This is a genomic window from Streptomyces sp. NPDC001514 (genome assembly GCF_053597075.1).
The window spans coordinates 86,726-107,474 of the sequence record NZ_JBSFHO010000010.1 but is presented as its reverse complement, the minus strand read 5'-3'; the positions used below and the strand labels follow the sequence as shown (position 1 = coordinate 107,474).

Genomic DNA, 20,749 nt, shown 5'->3' with positions numbered 1-20,749 from the left:
CCAAGCTAGCTCAACTGATGGCCCCTGCGGCCCCCCTGAACAGCAATCCACACCCGAGTACGAACACGGCGACCGCTGTGCTCAGCGGAGCGGTGCGGTGAAGGAAGCCGACGAGCCGCCCCGTGGACCGCCCTCCGGCCCGCCGCCGCGCCAGCCACCCGGCCGCGCGCGCCCCGAGCCGGACGACGGCGAAGCCCGCGGCGGTCAGCGTGAGGGCGAGCCCGGCGCCGTACGCGACGACGAGGAGCAACCCGAACCAGGCGTGCCCGAGGGCCGCGGCGCCGACGAGCACGACGACGGCGGAGGGGCTGGGCACGAGGCCTCCGGCGAAGCCGAGGAGGACGGTGCGGCGCAGCGGCCGGGTGCGGGTGGGGGCGATGTCGTGCCGGTGGGGGTGCTCGCGCGGGTGCTCGTACTCGTGCTCGCTTGCGGGCTTCGACGTGTCGCCGGGACGCTCGTGGCTGTGGCTGTGGCTGTGGGGGTGGTCGTGGCTGTGAACGTGACCGTGGCTGTGGGCGTGCCCGGCGCCCGGCCAGTGGACGTGGGTGTGCCCATGCCCGTGCTCATGTGCGCGGTGGTGCCAGGCTCGGCGTACGAGCAGGGCACCGGCCACCGTGACCAGCGCGCCGCTCGCCACGCCCAGCCACCCCACGACGGACGGGCTGACCGCCGCGCCCGCCGCCACGACGGCACCCAGTGCGAACACGCCGAGGGTGTGGGTCACCGTTACGGAAGCGCCGAGGACCAGGACGTCCCGCAGCGAGCTCCGCCCGCCCGCCGCCGCTGCCGCGGCCATCAGGGTCTTTCCGTGCCCCGGGGCGAGAGCGTGCAGGGCGCCGAGGCCGACGGCGATCGCGAGGGCGAGCGCGCCGAAGGACAGGGTCAGCTCGCGCCGCTCGACGAGTCCGGTCAGGGCCTGCGTCCAGCGGTCGACGCCGCGCGGCAGCACCGACGGGGGTGCGGCAGCCGTCGCGTCGTCCGTCAGGGCGGGGCCGCCCGGGACGACCGTCAGGGTCGCGGTCGTGCGGTCGGGCGGGGAGTCGAGCAGGCCTTCCGGGTACGCGGTCAGCCTGCGTGAGACGGAGTCCTGGGGCACGTCGGACGACGTCAGGGTCGTACGGTCGCCCCGCGCCGTGATCTCCCGCCAGCCCTGCCCGCCGGTGCCGGCCCGGAAGTCCACGGTGGCCCTGCGGTCCGGCAGCGGTGCCGTCATCCGGCACTCCACGCGCAGGGTCGGCAACCCCGCCTGACCCGGCCGGACCTCCGCCCGCGCGGTGCCGGTCCGGAGCGGCACCGCCCGCCCGTCCACCCGCACCCGTGCCTCTTGCGCGGCCGTCTCGCACCGCGCCTGTGCCCACGCCGCGAGCTCACCCTCCGGGCGTCCCTCGGGCCGGATCCGGGCGGTCGGGATCTCCGCGAGGTCCTCGACGTGGTCGACCCTCAACTCGCCCTCGGTGGCGACGAGTCCGTCGTAGTGGTTGACCGTGAAGTTGCCGAGAGGGTGCGCTGCGGCGGGGGACGCACCGGCTGCCAGCAGGGCGACGGCGGTTGCGAGCACGGCGGCGAGGCCGGTGAGCGTCCTGCGGAGCTTTCCCCTGCCCGCCCCTTCCCGCAGCGTCGAAGTGCGGCTGTGCCGCGTGGGGGGCTTCGCCCCCGGACCCCCTGGGGCGCGCCCGGCAAGGCCCGGTGACCTGGGGTGTCCGTCCTCAAGCGCCGGACGGGCTTGGTGTGTGCCCGGTGTCGTCGGGTGGGCCTGCGTGTCCGTCCTCAAGCGCCGGACGGACTTCGCGAATTGCCGCCTCATGCCCCCTCCAGCCCGTCCAGCGCGCGCCGCGCCTCTCGTGAACCCGTCGGCGAGAAGGCGGGGTTGAGCGCCAGCGCCCGGGACAGGGACTTCCGCGCGGCCGCCTCGTCGCCCACCGCCCGCTCGATCATTCCGCGGTGGTACAGGAACACCGCGTTCCGGTACCCGGTCGCGGTCGCCTTCCTGGCATGCTCGAGCGCCTCCTCCGACCTGCCCGACCGGTGCAGCGCCCAGGCCAGCGCGTCCTCCGTGTGGACCGTGCGGCGGCGCTGCCATTCGGCGCGGGCGGCCCGCAGGGCGTCCGCGCGGTCGCCGTGGTCGGCGGCGGCAAGCGCGGTGTCCAGGTCGGGGTTGACCCCGCCCGCGCGGGCGAGGCCGGTCCAGGTGCCGAGGACCGCGTACTGCTCCGCGGCCCGCTCGCGCTGCCCGGTCGCCTCGTACAGCTCGCCGAGCGCGACGAGCCGCGCCGGAAACGGCGCGCGCTCGACGACCCCCTCGAACTCCTTGACGGCGCCCGCGAGATCACCCTTGCCGGCAAGCGCACGGGCCCGGCACTCCCGTGCCTCCAGGTTCCCGGGGTCGGCCTTCAGCGCGTGATCGCAGTGGCTCAAAGCCTCCTCGTACCGGCCTTCGTGCCAGGAGAGTTGGCCGAGCGCGGTGGCCGTGTACGCGATGTCCGCGGGGCGGACGGCCGAGTCGAGGGCGAGTTCCAGCACCCGCCGTGCCTCGGCGGTATCGCCGCGCAGCTCGTGCACGTACGCGAAACGCGTGAAGACGGGGATGCCGGGCCGGCGCGCGTCCGCCTGCTTCGCCGCCCCCAACGCCTCCTGGTAACGGCCGAGCTCGACGAGCGCGTCGATCCGTACGGCCAGAGCACGCTCGCTGTAGGCGTTCACGGCCAGCGCGCTGTCGGCGTCCCGCAGCGCCGCCGGGAAGTCGTGCCGGGCGGCGGCGAGGGCGCCCCGTCCGGCGAGCGCCTCGGCGTTGTCGTCCGGACGCAGCCGCAGGGACCGTACGAACGCCTCGTCCGCCTGCGGATAGCGCGACGGGTCGCCACCGACCCGGGCCTCCTCGACGTACGCGGCCCCGAGCGCCGCCCAGGCGGCCGCGTCCTTCGGCTGCGCCTTCAGGTGGGCCTGGAGCGATCGGACACTCTGCCCGCCCGAACCCCCCGAACCCCCCGAACCGCCCGACCCGACCACCGACCCGGCAGCGGCCGCCGGGGCGGCGGGGCCTTCGCCCACGCCGCCCACGAGCATTCCCGCGGCCGTCAGTGCGAGCGCCAGCCCCGCCACTCCGGCCGCGAGCCGCCACGTCCGTCCGCCCGCGACGGGCATCACAGCACCGCCCTGCCACGCCGGCGCATGCGCCACCACGCCAGGCCGAGGCCCACGAGCACGATCCCGGCGCCCGCGGCCGCCAGCGAGGCGGCGACCAGCGTGCCGTTGTCGCCGGCCGACGCCGTCAGTTCGGCGGCGCCGCCCTCCAGCTGGCTACGGTCCCCGCCGGTCTGCCCCTGTGCGAGCGGGCCGTTCGAACCCGATGCCGGCAGCGCGACGTACGGGAAGCTGTTGCCGAAGGGCTGGTCATTGGCGTCCACCGCATCGCCCAAGTCGTTCTTCTGGCCGAGCAGTTCGCCCTCGACGACCTGCAGCGAGATGTCGATGACGTCGTCGGTGAGCCGCCGCCCGTTCGGGAAGCCCGCGTTGTCCCCGTCCAGCACGCCGAGGCGCTTCGGCTCGGAGGAGGGCGGGATCGCGGTGTTCAGGCGCAACGCCTCGGCAGGCCGGACGTTCGGCGGCTGGTTCAGGTCCTTCACACCGGTCAGGAACACGGACACGAGATCGTTCCGCGGCTCCTGCGGAGCATCGATCTTGTAGATGGCCTCGATGAGCTTCGGGAGCTCGGGTTCGGTGACGAACGGCAGGAAGTCCGCGTCGTTCCACGGCGCCGACGCGTTGAAGCGGTCCTTCGCCTTCAGCGGTACGACGACCTCGTTCACGAGCGGCATTCCGAGCCGCGAGACCTGGGTCCAGTGACCGCTCGCGTTCCTGCGGTGCGTGGTCGACCAGATGCCGATCACCGGCTGCCCGACCGACTGCCGGATGTGGTCCGACGGCACCTGCAGGGCGATGGTGTTGACGTTGTACCCCTTGAGCGTGTCCCTGCCGACCTCCGACAGATCACCTCCGTACAGGAGGTCGAAGACGCGCAGGTCGAGGAAGAACGGGTCGTCGGCCTGCCCGGCGAACGCCGTGCCGCCGTCCGGCAGTTGGCGGATCGCCTGCCCGCGCAGCTTCGCATAGTCCGGCATGGACGCTTTGCCCACGTTGGAGGGGGCGACCGGCACATCGTCGGCGATCTTCGTGGTGGAGATCACATGCTGGTTCCGCAGCCGCAGCACTTCGATGTCGTACGTCTGGGTGATGTTGAGGTCCGGGTCGTCGAGGTTGGTCACCGGGCCGGTGTTGTACAGGAACGTGTTGCCGTTCCGTACGTGGTCCTTGAACGTCCAGCGGTAGAGCAGGTCGCCCTGCGCGTCCCCGTCGGAGTCGATGTGGATGTCGTAGCGGGCGTCGTCGGCGAACCGGTAGAAGTTCGGCCCGCCCGCGGGCTCCTGGAACGGCAGCCAGTTGGCGACGATCGTCGTGGTGTCCGGCTTGTCCGGGCTCACGAAGGCGTACACGTCGGTGTTGTCGTACTGCGGCTGGCCCGAGATCAGCGGCGCCTCACGGTGGCTGGAGGCGTTCGCCGCCCCCGGCGCGAGGGAGGTGGTGACGCCGGCGGCCGCGAGCCCCCCGGCGGCCAGCGCACCGCAGACGAGCGCGGCGAGACTTTTGCGCCCCCGTGCGCTCCTGTTCACAGTGGTCATCGCATCCGTCCTGTTCCTGAGCGAGGTATCCGAACTGCCTGGTGACCTGCATTCGGAGACAGGGGGCCGGAGGATTGGTCGCTGTTGCCTCACTGTCCAACTCGCCCTGGAATCAGATGGATTCGTAGAGTGGTCGTCAACACCCGTACGGGTGTGGTGAATCCCGCCACCGGGATACACGGGTGTCGTCGCGGGGCGATAGGGTTAACCTGCCCGGGCCGGGTGCCCTCGTACGGGTGGGGAGTGACATGGAACAGATAACGGTGCGCAGCAGGGCGCGAGTGCCTGCGATCACATGCGGGAGCAGCGCGACCAGCTCGCGTCTCGACCGCCATCTCTCGGTGCTGGGCGGCCCTGCCGTCCCGCAGGGCGAGACGGCCGAGGCGACGTCGCTGATGCGTGAGCTGACGACGCGTGATGTGGCGCACACCCACAGGAGCAAGAGCGCGCGCGTCTCGCTCTTCGCACCGCTGCGCAGGCTGCGGCGCTCACTGTTCGGCAGCCGCCGCCAGTAGCCCGGTGGGGTGGTCGGCCGGCGGCGCCGGGCTCGCGTGACCGTTCACGCGCACCCGTCCCCCGCGCATTCGCCCGGCCTGCACGGCCCGACCACCCCGGCACGCCCCGCTCTTCCCGCACGCCCGGTTCCTGAAGTCCCTGTCATCCGTCGCACGGGGCCTCCCACCCCAGCCCAAGGCCCCACGTGCGTGGCACCCGGCAGGCCCGTACGAGCGTGTCAGCGGCGCTGCTCCGGCAGGGCCGGCAGCTTGGTCTCGTACAGCCACATCGTGAACAGCTTGTCCAGCGGTCGTGCCGAGTGACGGCGGGCGAGGGCGATGAACTCCTCCGTCGTCACCACACCGTGCCGGTGGGTCGCGGTCCACTCCCGCAGCAGCCCCACGAACGCCGCGTGCCCCATCTCCGTGCGCAGCGCGTGCAGAGTGAGCGCACCCCGCTCGTAGACCCGGTCGTCGAACAGCCGTCGCAGGCCCGGATCGCCGATCCTGACGTCCTGCCGCATCAGCGCGAGCCGGGCCCGGGACTTGGCCGCCATGGCCGTCGCCGAAGGGCCGCCGGACATCTCGGACCACAGCCACTCGGCGTACTTCGCGAAGCCCTCGTTGAGCCAGATGTGCCGCCAGTCGGCAACGGTCAGGCTGTTGCCGAACCACTGGTGCGCCAGCTCGTGCGCGACCAGCCGCTCGCTGCCGCGCCTGCCGTCGACATGGTTGGCGCCGAAGATCGAGAGACCCTGGGCCTCGACGGGCACGTCCAGCTCCTCGTCGACCACGACCACCGCGTAGTCGTCGAAGGGATACGGGCCGAAGAGGTCCGTGAACACCGTCATCATCTGCGGCTGCCGGGCGAAGTCGTGCGCGAAACGGCCGAGCAACGCGCGCGGCACAGCGGCCGGCTGGGGCACCGCACCCGCGTGCTCCACCTCGACCAGTTCGTACGGCCCGATCTGGACGGTCGCGAGATAGCTCGCCATCGGCGCGGGCTGCTCGTACACCCAGGTGGTGGTCGAGGCGCTGATCGTGCGGGAGGTGAGCACGCCGTTCGCGACCACCGTGTACGGCGACGGTGCGGTCACCGCGATCCGGTAGGGCGCCTTGTCGTCCGGGCGGTCGTTGCACGGGAACCAGGACCGCGCACCGTTCGGCTGGGAAGCCACCAGAGCCCCGTCCTCCAACTGCTCCCAGCCCAGGTCGCCCCAGTCGCGCGTGCGGACGGGGAGCGGGACGCCGGTGTAGCGCACCTCCACGGTGAAGGAAGCCCCGGCGCGCAGCGGCCGCGACGGACGGATCCGCAGCTTGTCGGCGCGATGCGTGTACCGGGCCGGGCGGACGCCGTCCACCAGGACCTTGGTGAGGCGGAACTGCCCGAGGTCCAGGACGACCTCGGGCAGTGCACGCTCGGCGACGCCACTGATCCTGGCCCGGCCGGCGAGCCGGCCGGTGTGCGGACGGTAGTCCAGCTCCAGGTCGTACTCGGTCGTCCGGTAGCCGCTGTCGCCGTGCTGCGGCAGGTACGAATCCGTCACCGTCGTGCGTCCTCCGGTCGTGCCTTGTGCTGCGCTGTCGCGCCCGTGCTCACTGCTTCCATGCCGCGATCGGGTTGCCCAGCCAGCGGGTGTCCGCGGGCACGCTCTCCCCGCGCATCACCAGCGAAGCCGGACCGACCGCCGCGCGGTCGCCGATCACCGCGCCGGGCAGCGCGATGCCGTGCGGACCGAGCGTGGCGCCCGCTCCGAGGACGACATTTTCCATGCGCATGATCCGGTCGTGGAAGAGGTGGGTCTGCACGACACAGCCCCGGTTGACACTGGCCCCGCTGCCGACGGTGACGAGGTCGGCCTCCGGAAGCCAGTACGTCTCGCACCAGGCGCCGCGGCCGACGCGGGCGCCGAGACCGCGCAGCCACAGATTCATCAGCGGCGTACCGGCGATCGCGCCGACCAGCCACGGCACGGCGAGCACCTCCACGAACGTGTCGGCGAGCTCGTTGCGCCACACGAACGACGACCACAGCGGATGCTCGACCGCCCGGAACCGGCCGACCAGCAGCCACTTCATCGCGATCGCCACCAGGCAGGCCACCAGGCCCGCGGCCGACAGCACCAGGCCACCGCTCAGCACCGCGACCGCGAAGCCGAATCGGCCGGCCAGCAGATCGAAGGCCACGAAGGCGAGCACGGCGAGCGCCACGCCGCACATGACCGGTACGACGCGGAAGAGCTCGACGCACGCACGCGCCCACTTCAGGCGCATCGGCGGGGCGAAGGTGCGGCTCTGGTCGCCCTCCTCCGCCGCCCGGGGCAGCTTCATGGGCGGCATGCCGAGCCAGGAGGAGCCCGGCTTCGCCCGCTTCGGGGTCGCGGACAGCACACCCACCAGGCCCCGCTTCGGCACCCGGCGGCCCGCGGCCGTCATCCCGGAGTTGCCGAGGAAGGCGCGTTTGCCGACGCGCGCCTCGGCGATGTGCAGCCAGCCGCCGCCGAGCTCGTAACTCGCGACCATCGTGTCGTCGGCGAGGAACGCGCCGTCGCCGACCGTGGTCATCGCCGGCAGTGCCAGCACCGTCGACGCCTCGACGCCGCGGCCCACCTTCATGCCGAGCGCCCGCAGCCACACGGGCGTGAACAGGCTCGCGTACAGCGGGAAGAGATGCACGCGCGCCATGTCCATCAGCCGTTCGGTGACCCACGCCTGCCAGGCGACCCGGCCGTGGACCGGGTGGTAGCCCTCGCGCAGCCCGATGCCGAGTGCGCGTACGCCGACGAGGATCAGCAGCGCGTACGTGATCACGGCGGCGACCGTCGCGAGCGGGACGGCGGCCAGGGCGGCGGTCAACGCCCCGCCGACGGCGGTACGGCCGCGCAGGAAGACGCCGATGACCAGGAGACCGGGCAGCGCCGCGAGGGCGGGCAGCAGCGTGAGGCCGAGGGAGGTGAGGGAGTAGACGGCCGTCCAGCGGCGCCGGCGCACCGGTCGGCGTTCGGGGGCGCGACGGTTGGCCTTGCCCTTGCGGGACGCCGGAACGCCCGCCCAGCGCTCGCCCGCCGGGACGGTGCCGGTCACGCCGGAGCCGGGCGCGACCTCGGCCCGCTTGCCGATGCGCGCGCCCGGGAAGAGTGTGCTGCGGGCACCGACCGTGGCACCCGCCCCGATCCGTACGGCGCCGATGCGCAGCCGGTCCCCGTCCAGCCAGTGCCCGGACAGATCCACCTCCGGCTCGACCGCGGCGCCCCTGCCGAGGCGCAGCATGCCGGTGACGGGCGGCAGCGCGTGCAGATCGACGTCCTCGGCGATACGGACGCCGAGCGCCCGCGCGTAGTACGTGAGCCACACGCCGGCGAGACCGGTCGCACCGCTCAACTCGGCGAGCCGCTCCGCGGTCCACAGCCGCAGATGGGTGCGGCCGCCTCGGGGGTAGGTGCCGGGGCGGACACCGCGCAGCAGCAGCCGCGCTCCGCCCGCCGCGATCACGATCCGCCCGGGAGGGCTGCCGAACAGCAGCCAGCCGAGCGCCACCCACCACCAGGACACTGTGGGTGCCCAGGGCAGCCCGACGACGTTGTTGACGGCCGCGGCGACCACGCCCCAGCGCAGCCCGGCGACGCCGAGCAGCGGCAGCAGGAGCAACACCTGCACGACCCCGGCCATCCGGGCCACCGGCCGCACGGCACGGACCTTGGCCTTCCCGGCGGTCGCGTCCTCCAGCGTTCGCGCGAGGGCGCCGAGCGTCGGGTGCTGGTAGATGTCGCCGACGGACCCGGTGCCGTAGCGCTCCCGGATCCGCGACACGAGCTGAGCGGCGGCGAGACTGCCGCCGCCGCTCGCGAAGAAGTCGGCGTCGACCCCGGTGACGGGCGCGCCGAGCAGCTCACGCCATTGCTCGGCGAGCCACGCCTCGGCCTCACTGAACGAGGCCTCCTCGTCGGAGGCCTCCGGGGCGGCGTGCGGCAGCGGCCACGGCAGGGCGCTGCGGTCCACCTTCCCGGAGGTCCGGGTCGGCAGATCGGCCACGACGGCAAGGAGCGGTACAAGGGCGGCGGGAAGCTCCTTCCGCAGCCGCGCGAGTGCGTCGGCGACGTCGAACTCGCCGACGCTGTGCATGGTGGGCCGCCCGCCGGGGGCGGCGTCCGAACCTTCGACGCCGTCCGCGTCCGCCTCGGCGACACCGAGAGCAGGTGCGTGCTCCTGAGCGCCCGCCGGACGCGGGCCCGCGTCCAGAACGCCGTCGGCGTCGGATCCTGCATCGTCGGGTACGCCCGCAGAGGCTGTTCTGCACGCACCGTTGGGCGCACTGCCCGAACCCTCGACACCGTCGGCGCCGGCGTCGGCAGGCACATACGCCTCACCGGCCGCCGCACGTGAACCCGGGGCCTCGACGCCATCGGTGTCGTTGCCCGCACCGTCGGGGACGGTGGCATCCGGCGCGGCCAGGGCTGCGGCCACGGCGTCGGCAGTCGTGTCGGCGCCGGGCACGGCATCGTCACCGGCTCCGGCAGCGGGCGCGTTGCCCGCACCGTCCACGGCGGAAGCCGGCCCGAGGCCGTCCCCGTCAGCGCCGGGCGCGTCTGCCGTGCCGCTGATCGGGACCACGTAGCCGACCAGGAGCTGGTGGCCCGCTGCCGTCGTGCGGACCGCGGCAGCCGCGCCGGCCACGCCGGGGAGGGCCTGGAGGGCGGCGTCGATCTCGCCGAGTTCGATGCGGCGGCCGCCGAGCTTGATCTGTTCGTCGGCGCGGCCGACGAAGAGGAGGCCCTCCGGCTCGGCGCGGACGAGGTCGCCGCTGCGGTAGGCGCGGTCCCAGCCCAGGGCGGGCAGGGGGGCGTACTTCTCGGCGTCCTTGGCCGCGTCCAGGTAGCGGGCGAGGCCGACGCCGCCGATGACGAGCTCGCCGGTCTCGCCCATGGCGACGACCTCGCCGCCGGCGTCCACGACCGCGAGCTCCCAGCCGTCCAGGGGCAGTCCGATGCGTACCGGCCCCTCGTCGGTCAGCGGGGCCGCGCAGGCGACGACGGTGGCCTCGGTGGGGCCGTAGGTGTTCCAGACCTCGCGCCCAGGGACGGCCATGCGCTCGGCCAGCTCGGGCGGGCACGCCTCGCCGCCGAAGATCAGCAGGCGTACGTCGTCGAGCGCGTCGGCCGGCCAGAGCGCGGCAAGTGTGGGGACCGTCGAGACGACGGTGATGCGCTGCTCGACGAGCCAGGGGCCGAGGTCGAGGCCGGTGCGTACGAGGGAGCGGGGGGCGGGCACCAGGCATGCGCCGTGCCGCCAGGCCAGCCACATTTCCTCGCAGGAGGCGTCGAAGGCGACGGAGAGCCCGGCGAGGACGCGGTCGCCCGGGCCGAGCGGGGCGTTCGCCAGGAAGAGCCGCGCCTCGGCGTCGACGAAGGCCGCGGCGCTGCGGTGGGTGACGGCGACGCCCTTGGGCCTGCCCGTGGAGCCGGACGTGAAGATGATCCAGGCGTCGTCGTCCGGGCCGGGGCGCCGGCCCGTGACGCCCCCGGCCGCGCCGCGCGCCACGATGGTCCGGTCCTCGCCGATCACGACGCCGACCGCGGCCTCGTCGAAGACCAGCTCGGCGCGCTCGTCGGGGTCCTCGGCGTCGACGGGGACGTACGCCGCGCCGGCCGCGAGTACGGCGAGGATCGAGACGTACAGATCGGCGGTCCCGGACGGGACGCGTACGCCGACCCGGTCGCCGATGCCGATCCCGGCGTCGGCGAGCCGCAGCCGCAGCGCCTCGACCTCGTAGAGGAGGGCGCGGTACGTGAGGGGCGCGACGCCGTCGTCGACGGCCTGCGCGTCCGGGTGCCGGCGCGCGGTCCCGTCGAGGATGTCGAGGAGCGTACGCTCGGCCGGGGCGCCCCCCGCGGCGAAGAGCGCCGGTGCGGGTGCGTCGTCGAGGAGCGGGTCGAGGAGGGCCGGGGTATCCGGGGCGACTGTCATGCAGCGCACCGATCGTCGGCCGGCACTATGCACGTCGTCTCGTTCATACGCGTCTCACTCTCCGTCGGTCGGTGATTGCGCTCCGCATTCTTGTTGCGCGCACGGCAAACGGGGAGTTTATCCAGCGTTCACTCGACTCGCCTGTTGTGCCTGCTCTCGGACGGTGTACGGGTTTCGTCGCCCTCGTGGGCCCTCGCGCGGCATCGTCACAGGTCGGAGGCCCGGAGCGGGCGACGCTCCGGACCGCGTGTCATCCGAATGGGTGAATGTCCGACTGTGTCCAAGGGCACGAACAAAACGGGATACAAAGGGTGTTGAGTGGAGGGCGTCGAGGGTGTTGAGGACGTCGAGGGTGTCGAAGGCGCCCCGTGCGGTCGGTCAGACGCCCTGCCCGGCCGGGCCGCCGCTCACGCGACCACCCCGGCCTCGCGCAGCTCCGCGATCTCCTGCGGCGTCAGGCCGGCTTCCCGCAGCAGGGCGTCGGTGTGCTCGCCCAGCGCGGGGATCGCGCCCATCCGCGGGTCCGGGCCGCCCGGCAGCGTGATCGGGGGCAGCAGGGCCCGCAGCGGGCCGGTGGGCGACGGGACCTCCCGCCAGCGGGAGCGTGCCGTCAGTTGAGGGTGGTCGGCCAGGTCCGTGATCGTGTTGAGGCGGGCGCAGGCGATACCCGCAGCCTCCAGCCTGGCGACGGCCTCCGACGTGTCCAGGTGCGCGAGCGCATCGGCGACGACCGCGTCGGTCTTCTCCCGGTTCGCCGTGCGCGCCTGGTTCGTGGCGAACGCGGGGTCGTCCGCGAGCTCCGGGCGCTCCAGCACCGACTCCGCGAGCCGCCGCCACTCGCGGTCGTTCTGCACCGACAGCAGCACCTGGGCGCCGTCGGCCGTCGGATACGCGTCGTACGGGGAGATGACGGCGTGCGCCACACCGGTGCGCGCCGGGGCCGTACCCCCGTGCATCCCGTGGTGCAGCGGATGCCCCATCCACTCCGCGAGCGACTCCAGCATCGAGATCTCCACGACCCCGCCCCGCCCGGTCGTCGCCCGTCGCAGCAGCGCCGCGAGCACGCCCGAGAACGCGTACATCGCCGCCGCGATGTCGGCCGCCGGAATCCCGGCCTTCACCGGGTGCTCGGAGGTCCCCGTCACCGACACGAGCCCCGCCTCGCACTGGACGAGCATGTCGTACGCCCGCTTGTGGGCGTACGGTCCGTCCGGTCCGTACCCGGAGATGTCCACGGCGACCAGCCGCGGATGCGCGGCGCACAGCGTGGCCGCATCCAGTCCGAGCCGCTCCGCGGCACCCTGCGCCAGGTTCTGTACGAACACGTCCGCGTCCGCGACCAGCCGGCCCACCAGCTCGATGCCCCGCGGATCCTTCAGATCGACGGCCAGTGACTCCTTGCCGCGGTTGCACCAGACGAAGTGCGAGGCCAGCCCCTGGGCGGCGGTGTCGTAGCCGCGGGCGAAGTCACCGCCGTCCGGGCGCTCGATCTTGATGACACGCGCGCCGAGATCGGCGAGCTGGCGCGTGGCGAAAGGGGCCGAGACGGCCTGTTCGACGGCGACGACCGTGACGCCGTCCAGGGGAAGCGGGTGGCTCATGGGAGCCGTACTACCGTGTAGGTACCACCTTTGTCACCCTCGAGTGCAGCGGCGGGCACCCCTGGAGCGGGACGAACTGCCCTCCTAAAGCAGGACGAACTGCCCCTCCGGGCCCTCCTCGTGATGATCGAGCACCGAAGCCGGCCGCCGGGCCGCTCCCGGCACCGGCGCCATCCCCGGATCAACCGGCTCCGTGCTCGCAACTTCCTTGCCCAGCTCCACCCTCCGGGCCTCCGACTGCCCGAGCAGCGCGAGCACGGTGATCAGCTCCAGCAGCTCCGAGGTCCACTCCTGCGGCCACACACCGGGCCGGATCGCCTCCAGCGTGCCGGGCTCCGCCTCGGCCGTCCGCCGCTCGAACCAGTGCTCCAGCACCCGTACACCGCCCACCTGGAACTCCCAGGCCTCCGCAGGCACGGGCGCGATCCGCCCCTCACCGAGCAGCAGCGTCTCCTCGCCGGCGTCATAGGTGAGCCCCCGGGGCCGCGGCGGAATCGCGGCGCGCACATACGGCCGCCGGCCCCCGGGCAGCCTCGGCCGCTCACCGCCGCGCGCACCCCTCAGCTGGATCCCGACGATCCGCCGCCCCAGCTCCACGCCGTGTGCCCACACGCCGGGATCCGTGGTGAACGGCACGGAGCACCCCTTGGCCGTCGCCTGCCCGACGGCGACGACCCAGGCGAGCACGTCCTCCGGTGCGACCTCGCTCCCGTAACGACGTGTCAGCGCCTCCACCAGGCCCGGCGCCAGGTTGGGCTCCACGCCACCGGGCCGCCGGTACAGGGGCCGTATCCGCCCGGGCCGGCCGGCCGGGGAGCGCCCCTCGGGCAGCACCCCCGACACCAGTAGCGCGGGACCCGCGGCCCCCGGCACGTACCCCTGCTCCACGGCGAACAGCTGCCGCCCGTCGGCGACGCGCCACAACTCGGGCCGGGCGACGTCGATCAGGCGGTGATCGGGGACGATCCACTGCTCGTCGAACGGGCCGTGCGCGATCCGTACGGGCTCGGGGCACGGGCCGTCCTCACGCGCGAACCGCACCGTCCCGGTGGACTGCCCCGGCAGCGCGGCGACGGCCGTGCCCACGCCCCGCACCCGCGTCTCGCGGAACAGGGCCCGGCGTTCGTCCCCCTCGGCCCGGACGAGCGTGTCCCAACGGGACCTGAGCGTCCGCACATCGGGAGCGACCGGCCAGCTCCGGCCGAGCCGCAGGGGTCCGGTGGACCAGGGCATCAGGTCGTCGAGCAGCACGGCGTCGATCACTCCGCCTCGACGGTCACCGAGAACGAGAACCGGTCACCCCGGTACCGGATCCGCGCCACATCCACCACCCGCCCCTCGTCGTCGTACGTCACCCCCGTGTAGTGCAGGATCGGCGACAGCAGCGGCACTTGGAGCAGCTCCGCCGTCTCGGGGTCGGCCAGCCGCGCCTCCACCGTGTCGGTGATCCGGCTGATCCTTACCCCGACGGCGTCCCGCAGCACCTTCGTCATCGGCCAGCGCTCGAGGTCCGCGACCTCCAGCACGGCGGCGACGTCCGGCCGTACCGCGTTCTCCGCCCAGTTCGTCGGCTCGCCGCTCTCCCCGTCGCAGCGCAGCCTGCGGTACGTCACGATCTCGTCCACGTCCGCGAAGTACTCGGCGAGTTCGCCCGGCACGGGGGAGGGGCCGTGCCCCAGGACCGTCGTCCGCTCGCCCGACTGCTGGGCCACGATCGCGTCGATCGAGCCCAGCAGCCGCCTCGGTGCGCTCCGCCGCGCCCCCGGTTCGATGAAGGTGCCGCGCCGCCGGTGCCGACTGATCAGCCCCTCCGTCTCGAGCTCCTTCAGCGCCTGCCGCATGGTCAGCACGCTCACGCCGTAGTGCTCGGCGAGCTGCTCCTCCGTCGGCAGCCGCAGCGGATCGTGCGGCCGGCGCCCCAGTATCGAGGCACGGAGGGACTGCGAGACCTGGTACCACAGCGGCAGCTTGCGGTTCAGGACGAGCGAGTCAGGGGCGAAGGCGGTCACGGCAACTCCGTATCAGATCCGGCCTCAGGACCGGAAGTGGCGCTCAAGACCCTGCCACACGTCGTCGTACCCCCTCTGCAGATGGTCGGCGTTTGCGGCCTGAGCAGTGGCTGTCACCGGCCAGCGGGTCTCGAACATGAAGGCAAGGCCGTCGTCGATCTTCTGCGGCTTGAGCTCGGCGGCGCTCGCCCGGTCGAAGGTCTCCCGGTCAGGACCGTGCGCGGACATCATGTTGTGCAGTGACCCGCCACCGGGGACGAAGCCCTCCGCCTTGGCGTCGTATGCGCCCTCGATGAGCCCCATGTACTCGCTCATCACATTGCGGTGGAAGTAGGGCGGTCGGAAGGTGTCCTCGCCGACCAGCCAGCGCGGCGCGAAGACCACGAAGTCCACACCCGCGAGCCCGGGGGTGTCGCTCGGCGACGTCAGCACCGTGAAGATGGACGGATCGGGGTGGTCGTACGAGATCGTTCCGATCACATTGAACCGCCGCAGGTCATAGATGTACGGCACATGGTTCCCGTGCCACGCCACGACGTCGAGCGGCGAGTGCGTGTACGTGGCGCTCCACAGGTTCCCGCAGAACTTGTTGACCACCTCCACCTCTCCCTCGACGTCCTCGTAGGCGGCGACGGGCGCACGGAAGTCCCGCGCGTTCGCGAGGCCGTTCGCACCGATCGGGCCCAGATCGGGCAGCTGGAACGGCTGCCCGTAGTTCTCGCACACATAGCCGCGCGCGGTCTCGTCCAGGAGCTCCACGCGGAACCGCACCCCGCGGGGGATCAGCGCCACCTCGCCGGGCCTGGCGGCCAGCATCCCCAGCTCGGTGCGGATCAGCAGCCCGCCCCGCTCGGGGACGATCAGCAGCTCACCGTCCGCGTCGCTGAACACCCTCCGCTCCATGGAGGCGTTGGCGTGGTAGAGGTGCACGGCCATGCCCGCGCGCTGCGTGGCGTCGCCGTTGCCGCCGAGCGTCCACAGACCGGCCAGCCAGTCGGTCCCGGGCGCGGGCTCCGGCAGCGGGTTCCAGCGCAGCCGGTTCGGGTCCGGCACGGTCTCGGTGAAGGGCGCGGAGCGGAGGCCGCCGTTGTCGGTGCGTACGAACGGGGGATGTGCGGCAGACGGCCGGATCCGGTACAGCCAGGAGCGCCGGTTGTGGGCGCGCGGCTCGGTGAACGCGGAGCCGCTGAGCTGCTCCGCGTAGAGCCCCAGCGGCGCCCGCTGCGGCGAGTTCCGCCCCTGCGGCAGCGCGCCGGGCAGCGCTTCCGAGCTGTGCTCGTTGCCGAAGCCCGACTCGTACTCCAGCCCGTCGGCCGTCTTCCTCGCCTGCTCGATGCCGCTCATGCGCGCTCCCGATGCGTCCGGTACCTGTCCAAGGAATCCTATGGTCGACAGTAGGATTGCGCGGCGGCCCTCGTCAACGGCATCACCTGCCCGCGCCCGCACCGGCATGATGGAGCGATGCCCTCAGCCCACTCCCTCCGCCGTACGCCCGTGCAGCAGCGCAGTGCCGAGCGGCTGACCCGGATCCTGAACGCCTGCGCCGAACTCCTCGACGAGGCCGGCTACGAGGACCTGTCCACGCGCGCGGTCGCGGCCCGCGCGGGCGTCCCCATCGGCTCGGTCTACCGCTTCTTCGGCAACAAACGGGCCATGGCCGAGGCCCTCGCGCACCGCAATCTGGACACGTACGCCGAGCGGGTCACGGCGCGGATCGCCGAGCTGCCGGCCGCGGACTGGCATGGGGCGGTCGACGCCGTGCTCGACGAGTACCTGGCGATGAAACGGACCGTCCCCGGCTTCGCGCTCGTCGACTTCGGATACCGGATCCCCGTCGTCGCTCCCGCGGCCGGGGCCAACCACGAGGTCGCCGACCGCCTGACCGAACTGCTCGCCGCGCACCTGGGCCGCACCGCCGACGCGGCGCTGCGCCGCACCACGCTGGTCGCCGTCGAGGCCGCCGACGCTCTCCTGCAACTCGCCTTCCGTGTCGACCCCTCGGGCGACGCGGAGATCATCACCGAGACACGGGAGCTGCTGTACGCGTATCTCGCCCGGGTGCTGGGCTGAGGCCGGGCCGGTCCGCTCGGCGGGGGCTCCAGAGGGTTCCCCCGGGGCCTTCGCATACCCCCTCCCCATCATGCGTACCGGTCGGTATGCTCGGGGGCGCCCGCGCGTCATCGCTGCCGCCGCCCCGGGAGGGCCCCCATGCCAGGAACCGACGCCACCCGCACCGCTCTCCGCGTCTGCCCCCTCTGCGAGGCCACCTGCGGACTGAGCCTCACCATCCAGGGCGGTCGCGTCACGGGCGTACGCGGCGACCAGGACGACGTCTTCAGCCGGGGCTTCATCTGCCCCAAGGGCGCTTCCTTCGGCGAGCTGGACGCCGACCCGGACCGCCTCCGCACCCCCCTCGTCCGCGACGAGCGCGGTGAGCTGCGCGAGGCCGGCTGGGACGAGGCCTTCGACACCATCGCCGCCCGCATACGCCCACTCATCGAGGAGCACGGACCGAACGCCGTGGGTGTCGTCCTCGGCAACCCGAACGTGCACACCATGGCCGGCGGCCTCTACCCGCCCGTCCTGCTCTCCGCCCTGCGCACCCGCAACATCTTCACCGCCTCCACCCTCGACCAGATGCCCAAGCACGTCTCCAGCGGACTGCTCTACGGCAGCGCGACCGCCATTCCCGTCCCGGATCTGGACCGCACCGACCATCTGCTGCTCCTCGGCGCGAACCCGCTGGAGTCCAACGGCAGCCTCTGCACCGCGCCCGACTTCCCCGGCAAGCTCAAGGCGCTGCGCCACCGCGGCGGCAGCCTCACCGTCGTCGACCCGCGCCGTACCCGCACCGCCCGGCTCGCCGACCGGCACGTCGCCATCCGCCCCGGCACCGACGCGCTGCTGCTCGCCGCCCTGGCCCACGTCCTCTTCGACGAGGGCCTGACCGACCTCGGGGACCTGGCCCCGCATGTGCAGGGTGTGGCCGAAGTCCGGGAGGCAGTACGGGACTTCACCCCCGAAGCCGTCGCCGCGGCCTGCGACATGGACGCCGACGACATCCGTACGATCGCCCGCGAGCTCGCCGCCGCCCCGACCGCCGCCGTCTACGGACGCATCGGCAGCTGCACCGTCGAGCACGGCACCCTCGCCAGCTGGCTCGTCGACGTCCTCAACATCCTCACCGGCAACCTCGACAGGCCCGGGGGCGCCCTCTTCCCGTTCGCGGCCACGGACCGCGCCCCCCGCCCGGCAGGACCCGGCAAGGGCTTCGCCCTCGGCCGTTGGGCGAGCAGGGTCAGGGGCCACCCCGAGGCCAAGGGCGAACTGCCCATCGCCGCACTCGCCGAGGAGATCGAGACGCCCGGCGAGGGACGGATCCGTGCCGTGATCGCCGTGGCGGCGAACCCGGTGCTGTCCGCGCCCGACGGCGACCGCCTCGACCGGGCGCTGGGCGAAGGTCTGGACTTCATGGTCAGCGTCGACCCGTATCTGAACGAGACCTCGCGCCACGCCGACGTCGTCCTGCCCCCGCCGCCGCCCTCCCGCAGCGCGCACTTCGACTTCGCCTTCAACGCCCTCGCCGTCCGCAACCAGGCCCGCTACACGCCCGCCGCCGTGCCGCTCGACGCCGGGCTCATGGACGAGTGCGAGATCCACGCCCGGCTGATCCTCGCCGTGAGCGGGATGCACGGCGCGAACCCGTCCGCGGTCGACGACATGGTGATCGAGGGCGCGCTCGCCAAAGCGGTCGCCGACCCGCACTCGCCCGTGCACGGCCATGACGCCAAGGAGCTCGCTGCCGGACTGAGCGGCCGCACAGGACCCGAGCGGCGCCTCGACATGATGCTGCGCCTCGGCCCGTACGACATCACCCTCGACGATCTGCTCGCGCACCCGCACGGCATCGACCTCGGCCCGCTGCAGCCGCGGATCCCGCAGATCCTGAAGACCCGCAGCGGACGCATCGAACTGCTGCCGGGGCCCATAGCGGACGACCTGCCCAGGCTCCGTGGTGCCCTGGGGGAGCGGGACGACCGGCTCGTCCTCGTCGGCCGCCGCCACCTGCGCTCCAACAACAGCTGGATGCACAACGTGCCCGCACTCAACGGCGGCTCCAACCGCTGCACCCTCCAGATCCATCCCGCCGACGCCGCCCGCCTCGGGCTCGACGACGGAGACCGGGCCCGGATCACGGCGGACGGCGGCGAGCTGGAGGTCCCGGTCGAGATCACCGACGCCGTACGCACCGGGGTGGTGAGCCTCCCGCACGGCTGGGGACACGACCGCCCGGGTACGCGGATGTCGGTGGCGGCGGCCCGCCCCGGAGTCAATGTGAACCAGCTGCTCGACGGCTCACGGCTCGATCCGCTGTCCGGCACCGCGGTGCTCAACGGTTTCCCCGTCGATGTCTCACCACTGCGATGACCTGGGCTTTTGCTCGTATTGCTCACGTGTCAACGTCTTGTTAACGCCGATGAACGGCACCTAGCGTCATCCGTACCCCGGCTCCGGGGGAGTTCAAGGATGAACGTGAGGTGTCCCCCCTATGCTGACTGTCCTCGGCTTCGCCATGATCGCGACCTTCCTGGTCCTGATCATGATGAAGAAGATGTCGCCGATCGCGGCGCTGGTCCTCATTCCCGCACTTTTCTGCGTCTTCGTCGGTCAGGGTGCGAAGCTCGGGGATTACGTCCTCGAAGGCGTCGGCAATCTCGCGCCGACCGCGGCGATGCTGATGTTCGCCATCGTCTACTTCGGCGTGATGATCGACGTCGGCCTCTTCGACCCGATCGTCCGGGGCATCCTGCGCTTCTGCAAGGCCGACCCGATGCGCGTGGTGGTCGGTACGGCCCTGCTCGCCGCGATCGTCTCGCTCGACGGCGACGGCTCCACCACCTTCATGATCACCGTCTCGGCGATGTACCCGCTCTACAAGCGCCTCAAGATGAGCCTGGTCGTGATGACCGGTGTCGCCGCCACCGCGAACGGCGTCATGAACACCCTGCCGTGGGGCGGCCCGACCGCCCGCGCCGCGACCGCGCTCAAGCTGGACGCCGCCGACATCTTCGTGCCGATGGTCCCCGCGCTCGGAGTCGGTCTGCTCTTCGTCTTCGTCCTCGCGTACGTCCTCGGGCTGCGGGAGCGGCGGCGCATCGGCTATCTGTCGCTGGACGAGGTGCTGGAGCCGCAGACCGGGACGGTGCTCGTGAAGGCGGGCGGCGGTGCGGACCGTACGGCCACGACAGCGCGCCCCGGCGGCGACGCCGGCTCGGGCGGGGCCACCGGTTCGAGCGGGGCCGCCGACTCCAGCAGCGACGCCGGCTCCGGCGGGACGGCCGACGACGAAAGCTTCCAGGGCCTCGACCCGTACCGTGCGACCCTGCGCCCCAAGCTCTACTGGTTCAACGCGGGGCTCACCGTCGCCCTGCTCACCGCGATGATCATGGAGCTGCTGCCGATCCCCGTGCTCTTCATGATCGGCGCCGCCCTCGCCCTCACGGTGAACTTCCCGAAGATGGCCGACCAGAAGGCCCGTATCGCCGCCCACGCGGACAACGTCCTCAACGTCTCCGGCATGGTCTTCGCGGCCGCCGTCTTCACCGGAGTCCTCACCGGCACCGGCATGGTCAAGCACATGGCCGACTGGCTCGTCGGCGCCATCCCCGAGGGCATGGGCCCCCACATGGCGCTCGTCACCGGCCTGCTGAGCCTTCCGCTCACCTACTTCATGTCGAACGACGGCTTCTACTTCGGCGTACTGCCCGTCCTCGCCGAAGCCGGTGCCGCGCACGGCGTCTCCCCGCTGGAGATCGCCCGCGCCTCGCTCGTCGGACAGGCCCTGCACATGTCGAGCCCGCTCGTCCCCGCCGTGTACGTCCTCGTCGGCATGGCCAAGGTCGAGTTCGGCGACCACACCAAGTTCACCGTCAAGTGGGCCGCGCTCACCTCGCTGGTGGTGCTCGGCGCCGGAATACTCTTCGGAATCATCTGAGCCGGAATCA

The 20,749-nt window shown here is 72.7% G+C and carries 13 protein-coding genes; 4 read left to right on the top strand and 9 right to left on the bottom strand.

What is annotated here, in order from left to right; genetic code table 11:
* Positions 1-10: 10 nt before the first annotated feature.
* The 3 genes from ACWCXB_RS13525 to ACWCXB_RS13515 form a co-directional block, all read right to left on the bottom strand.
* Entirely contained in the window at positions 11-1,558 is a 1,548-nt protein-coding gene (locus ACWCXB_RS13525; protein ID WP_450722253.1) for an urease accessory protein UreH domain-containing protein, read from the bottom strand.
* Positions 1,559-1,800: 242 nt separating this feature from the next.
* Positions 1,801-3,141, bottom strand: coding sequence for a tetratricopeptide repeat protein (locus ACWCXB_RS13520; RefSeq protein ID WP_450722251.1), 1,341 nt, complete (start codon positions 3,139-3,141; stop codon positions 1,801-1,803).
* Complete coding sequence (locus ACWCXB_RS13515; protein ID WP_450722249.1) at positions 3,141-4,676, bottom strand: DUF4331 domain-containing protein; 1,536 nt, start codon at positions 4,674-4,676, stop codon at positions 3,141-3,143. The genes ACWCXB_RS13520 and ACWCXB_RS13515 overlap by 1 nt, the downstream gene beginning before the upstream one ends.
* A gap of 248 nt (positions 4,677-4,924) precedes the next feature.
* Between ACWCXB_RS13515 and ACWCXB_RS13510 the strand changes: the two genes are divergently transcribed.
* On the top strand, positions 4,925-5,191 hold the full coding sequence (locus ACWCXB_RS13510) for a hypothetical protein (RefSeq protein WP_450722247.1): 267 nt from the start codon (positions 4,925-4,927) through the stop codon (positions 5,189-5,191).
* Between the two features lie 218 nt (positions 5,192-5,409).
* Here the strand turns inward: ACWCXB_RS13510 and ACWCXB_RS13505 are convergent, their stop codons facing one another.
* From ACWCXB_RS13505 to hmgA, 6 genes are all read right to left on the bottom strand, one after another.
* Positions 5,410-6,717 (bottom strand): M1 family metallopeptidase, encoded by a 1,308-nt coding sequence (locus tag ACWCXB_RS13505; RefSeq protein ID WP_450722246.1) that lies wholly within the window; start codon positions 6,715-6,717, stop codon positions 5,410-5,412.
* A 49-nt stretch (positions 6,718-6,766) separates the two neighbouring features.
* Positions 6,767-11,134 (bottom strand): Pls/PosA family non-ribosomal peptide synthetase, encoded by a 4,368-nt coding sequence (locus tag ACWCXB_RS13500; RefSeq protein WP_450722244.1) that lies wholly within the window; start codon positions 11,132-11,134, stop codon positions 6,767-6,769.
* 407 nt (positions 11,135-11,541) lie between these two features.
* Positions 11,542-12,735 (bottom strand): CaiB/BaiF CoA transferase family protein, encoded by a 1,194-nt coding sequence (locus ACWCXB_RS13495; protein ID WP_450722242.1) that lies wholly within the window; start codon positions 12,733-12,735, stop codon positions 11,542-11,544.
* A gap of 84 nt (positions 12,736-12,819) precedes the next feature.
* Complete coding sequence (locus tag ACWCXB_RS13490) at positions 12,820-13,968, bottom strand: type ISP restriction/modification enzyme (RefSeq protein WP_450722410.1); 1,149 nt, start codon at positions 13,966-13,968, stop codon at positions 12,820-12,822.
* A 26-nt stretch (positions 13,969-13,994) separates the two neighbouring features.
* Complete coding sequence (locus ACWCXB_RS13485) at positions 13,995-14,744, bottom strand: GntR family transcriptional regulator (protein ID WP_450722240.1); 750 nt, start codon at positions 14,742-14,744, stop codon at positions 13,995-13,997.
* 24 nt (positions 14,745-14,768) lie between these two features.
* Positions 14,769-16,088 carry a homogentisate 1,2-dioxygenase gene (hmgA, locus tag ACWCXB_RS13480; RefSeq protein WP_450722238.1) on the bottom strand — a complete coding sequence of 440 codons (1,320 nt, stop codon included), beginning with the start codon at positions 16,086-16,088 and terminating at the stop codon, positions 14,769-14,771.
* A gap of 117 nt (positions 16,089-16,205) precedes the next feature.
* Here hmgA and ACWCXB_RS13475 point away from each other — a divergent pair, with 117 nt between their 5' ends.
* The 3 genes from ACWCXB_RS13475 to ACWCXB_RS13465 all read left to right on the top strand — a co-directional run bounded on the left by ACWCXB_RS13475 (position 16,206) and on the right by ACWCXB_RS13465 (position 20,739).
* A complete protein-coding gene (locus ACWCXB_RS13475) occupies positions 16,206-16,814 on the top strand; it encodes a TetR/AcrR family transcriptional regulator (RefSeq protein ID WP_450722236.1) in 609 nt (202 codons plus the stop codon).
* 138 nt (positions 16,815-16,952) lie between these two features.
* On the top strand, positions 16,953-19,172 hold the full coding sequence (locus ACWCXB_RS13470; protein ID WP_450722234.1) for a molybdopterin oxidoreductase family protein: 2,220 nt from the start codon (positions 16,953-16,955) through the stop codon (positions 19,170-19,172).
* Positions 19,173-19,293: 121 nt separating this feature from the next.
* Entirely contained in the window at positions 19,294-20,739 is a 1,446-nt protein-coding gene (locus ACWCXB_RS13465) for a CitMHS family transporter (protein ID WP_450722232.1), read from the top strand.
* Positions 20,740-20,749 lie beyond the last annotated feature (10 nt).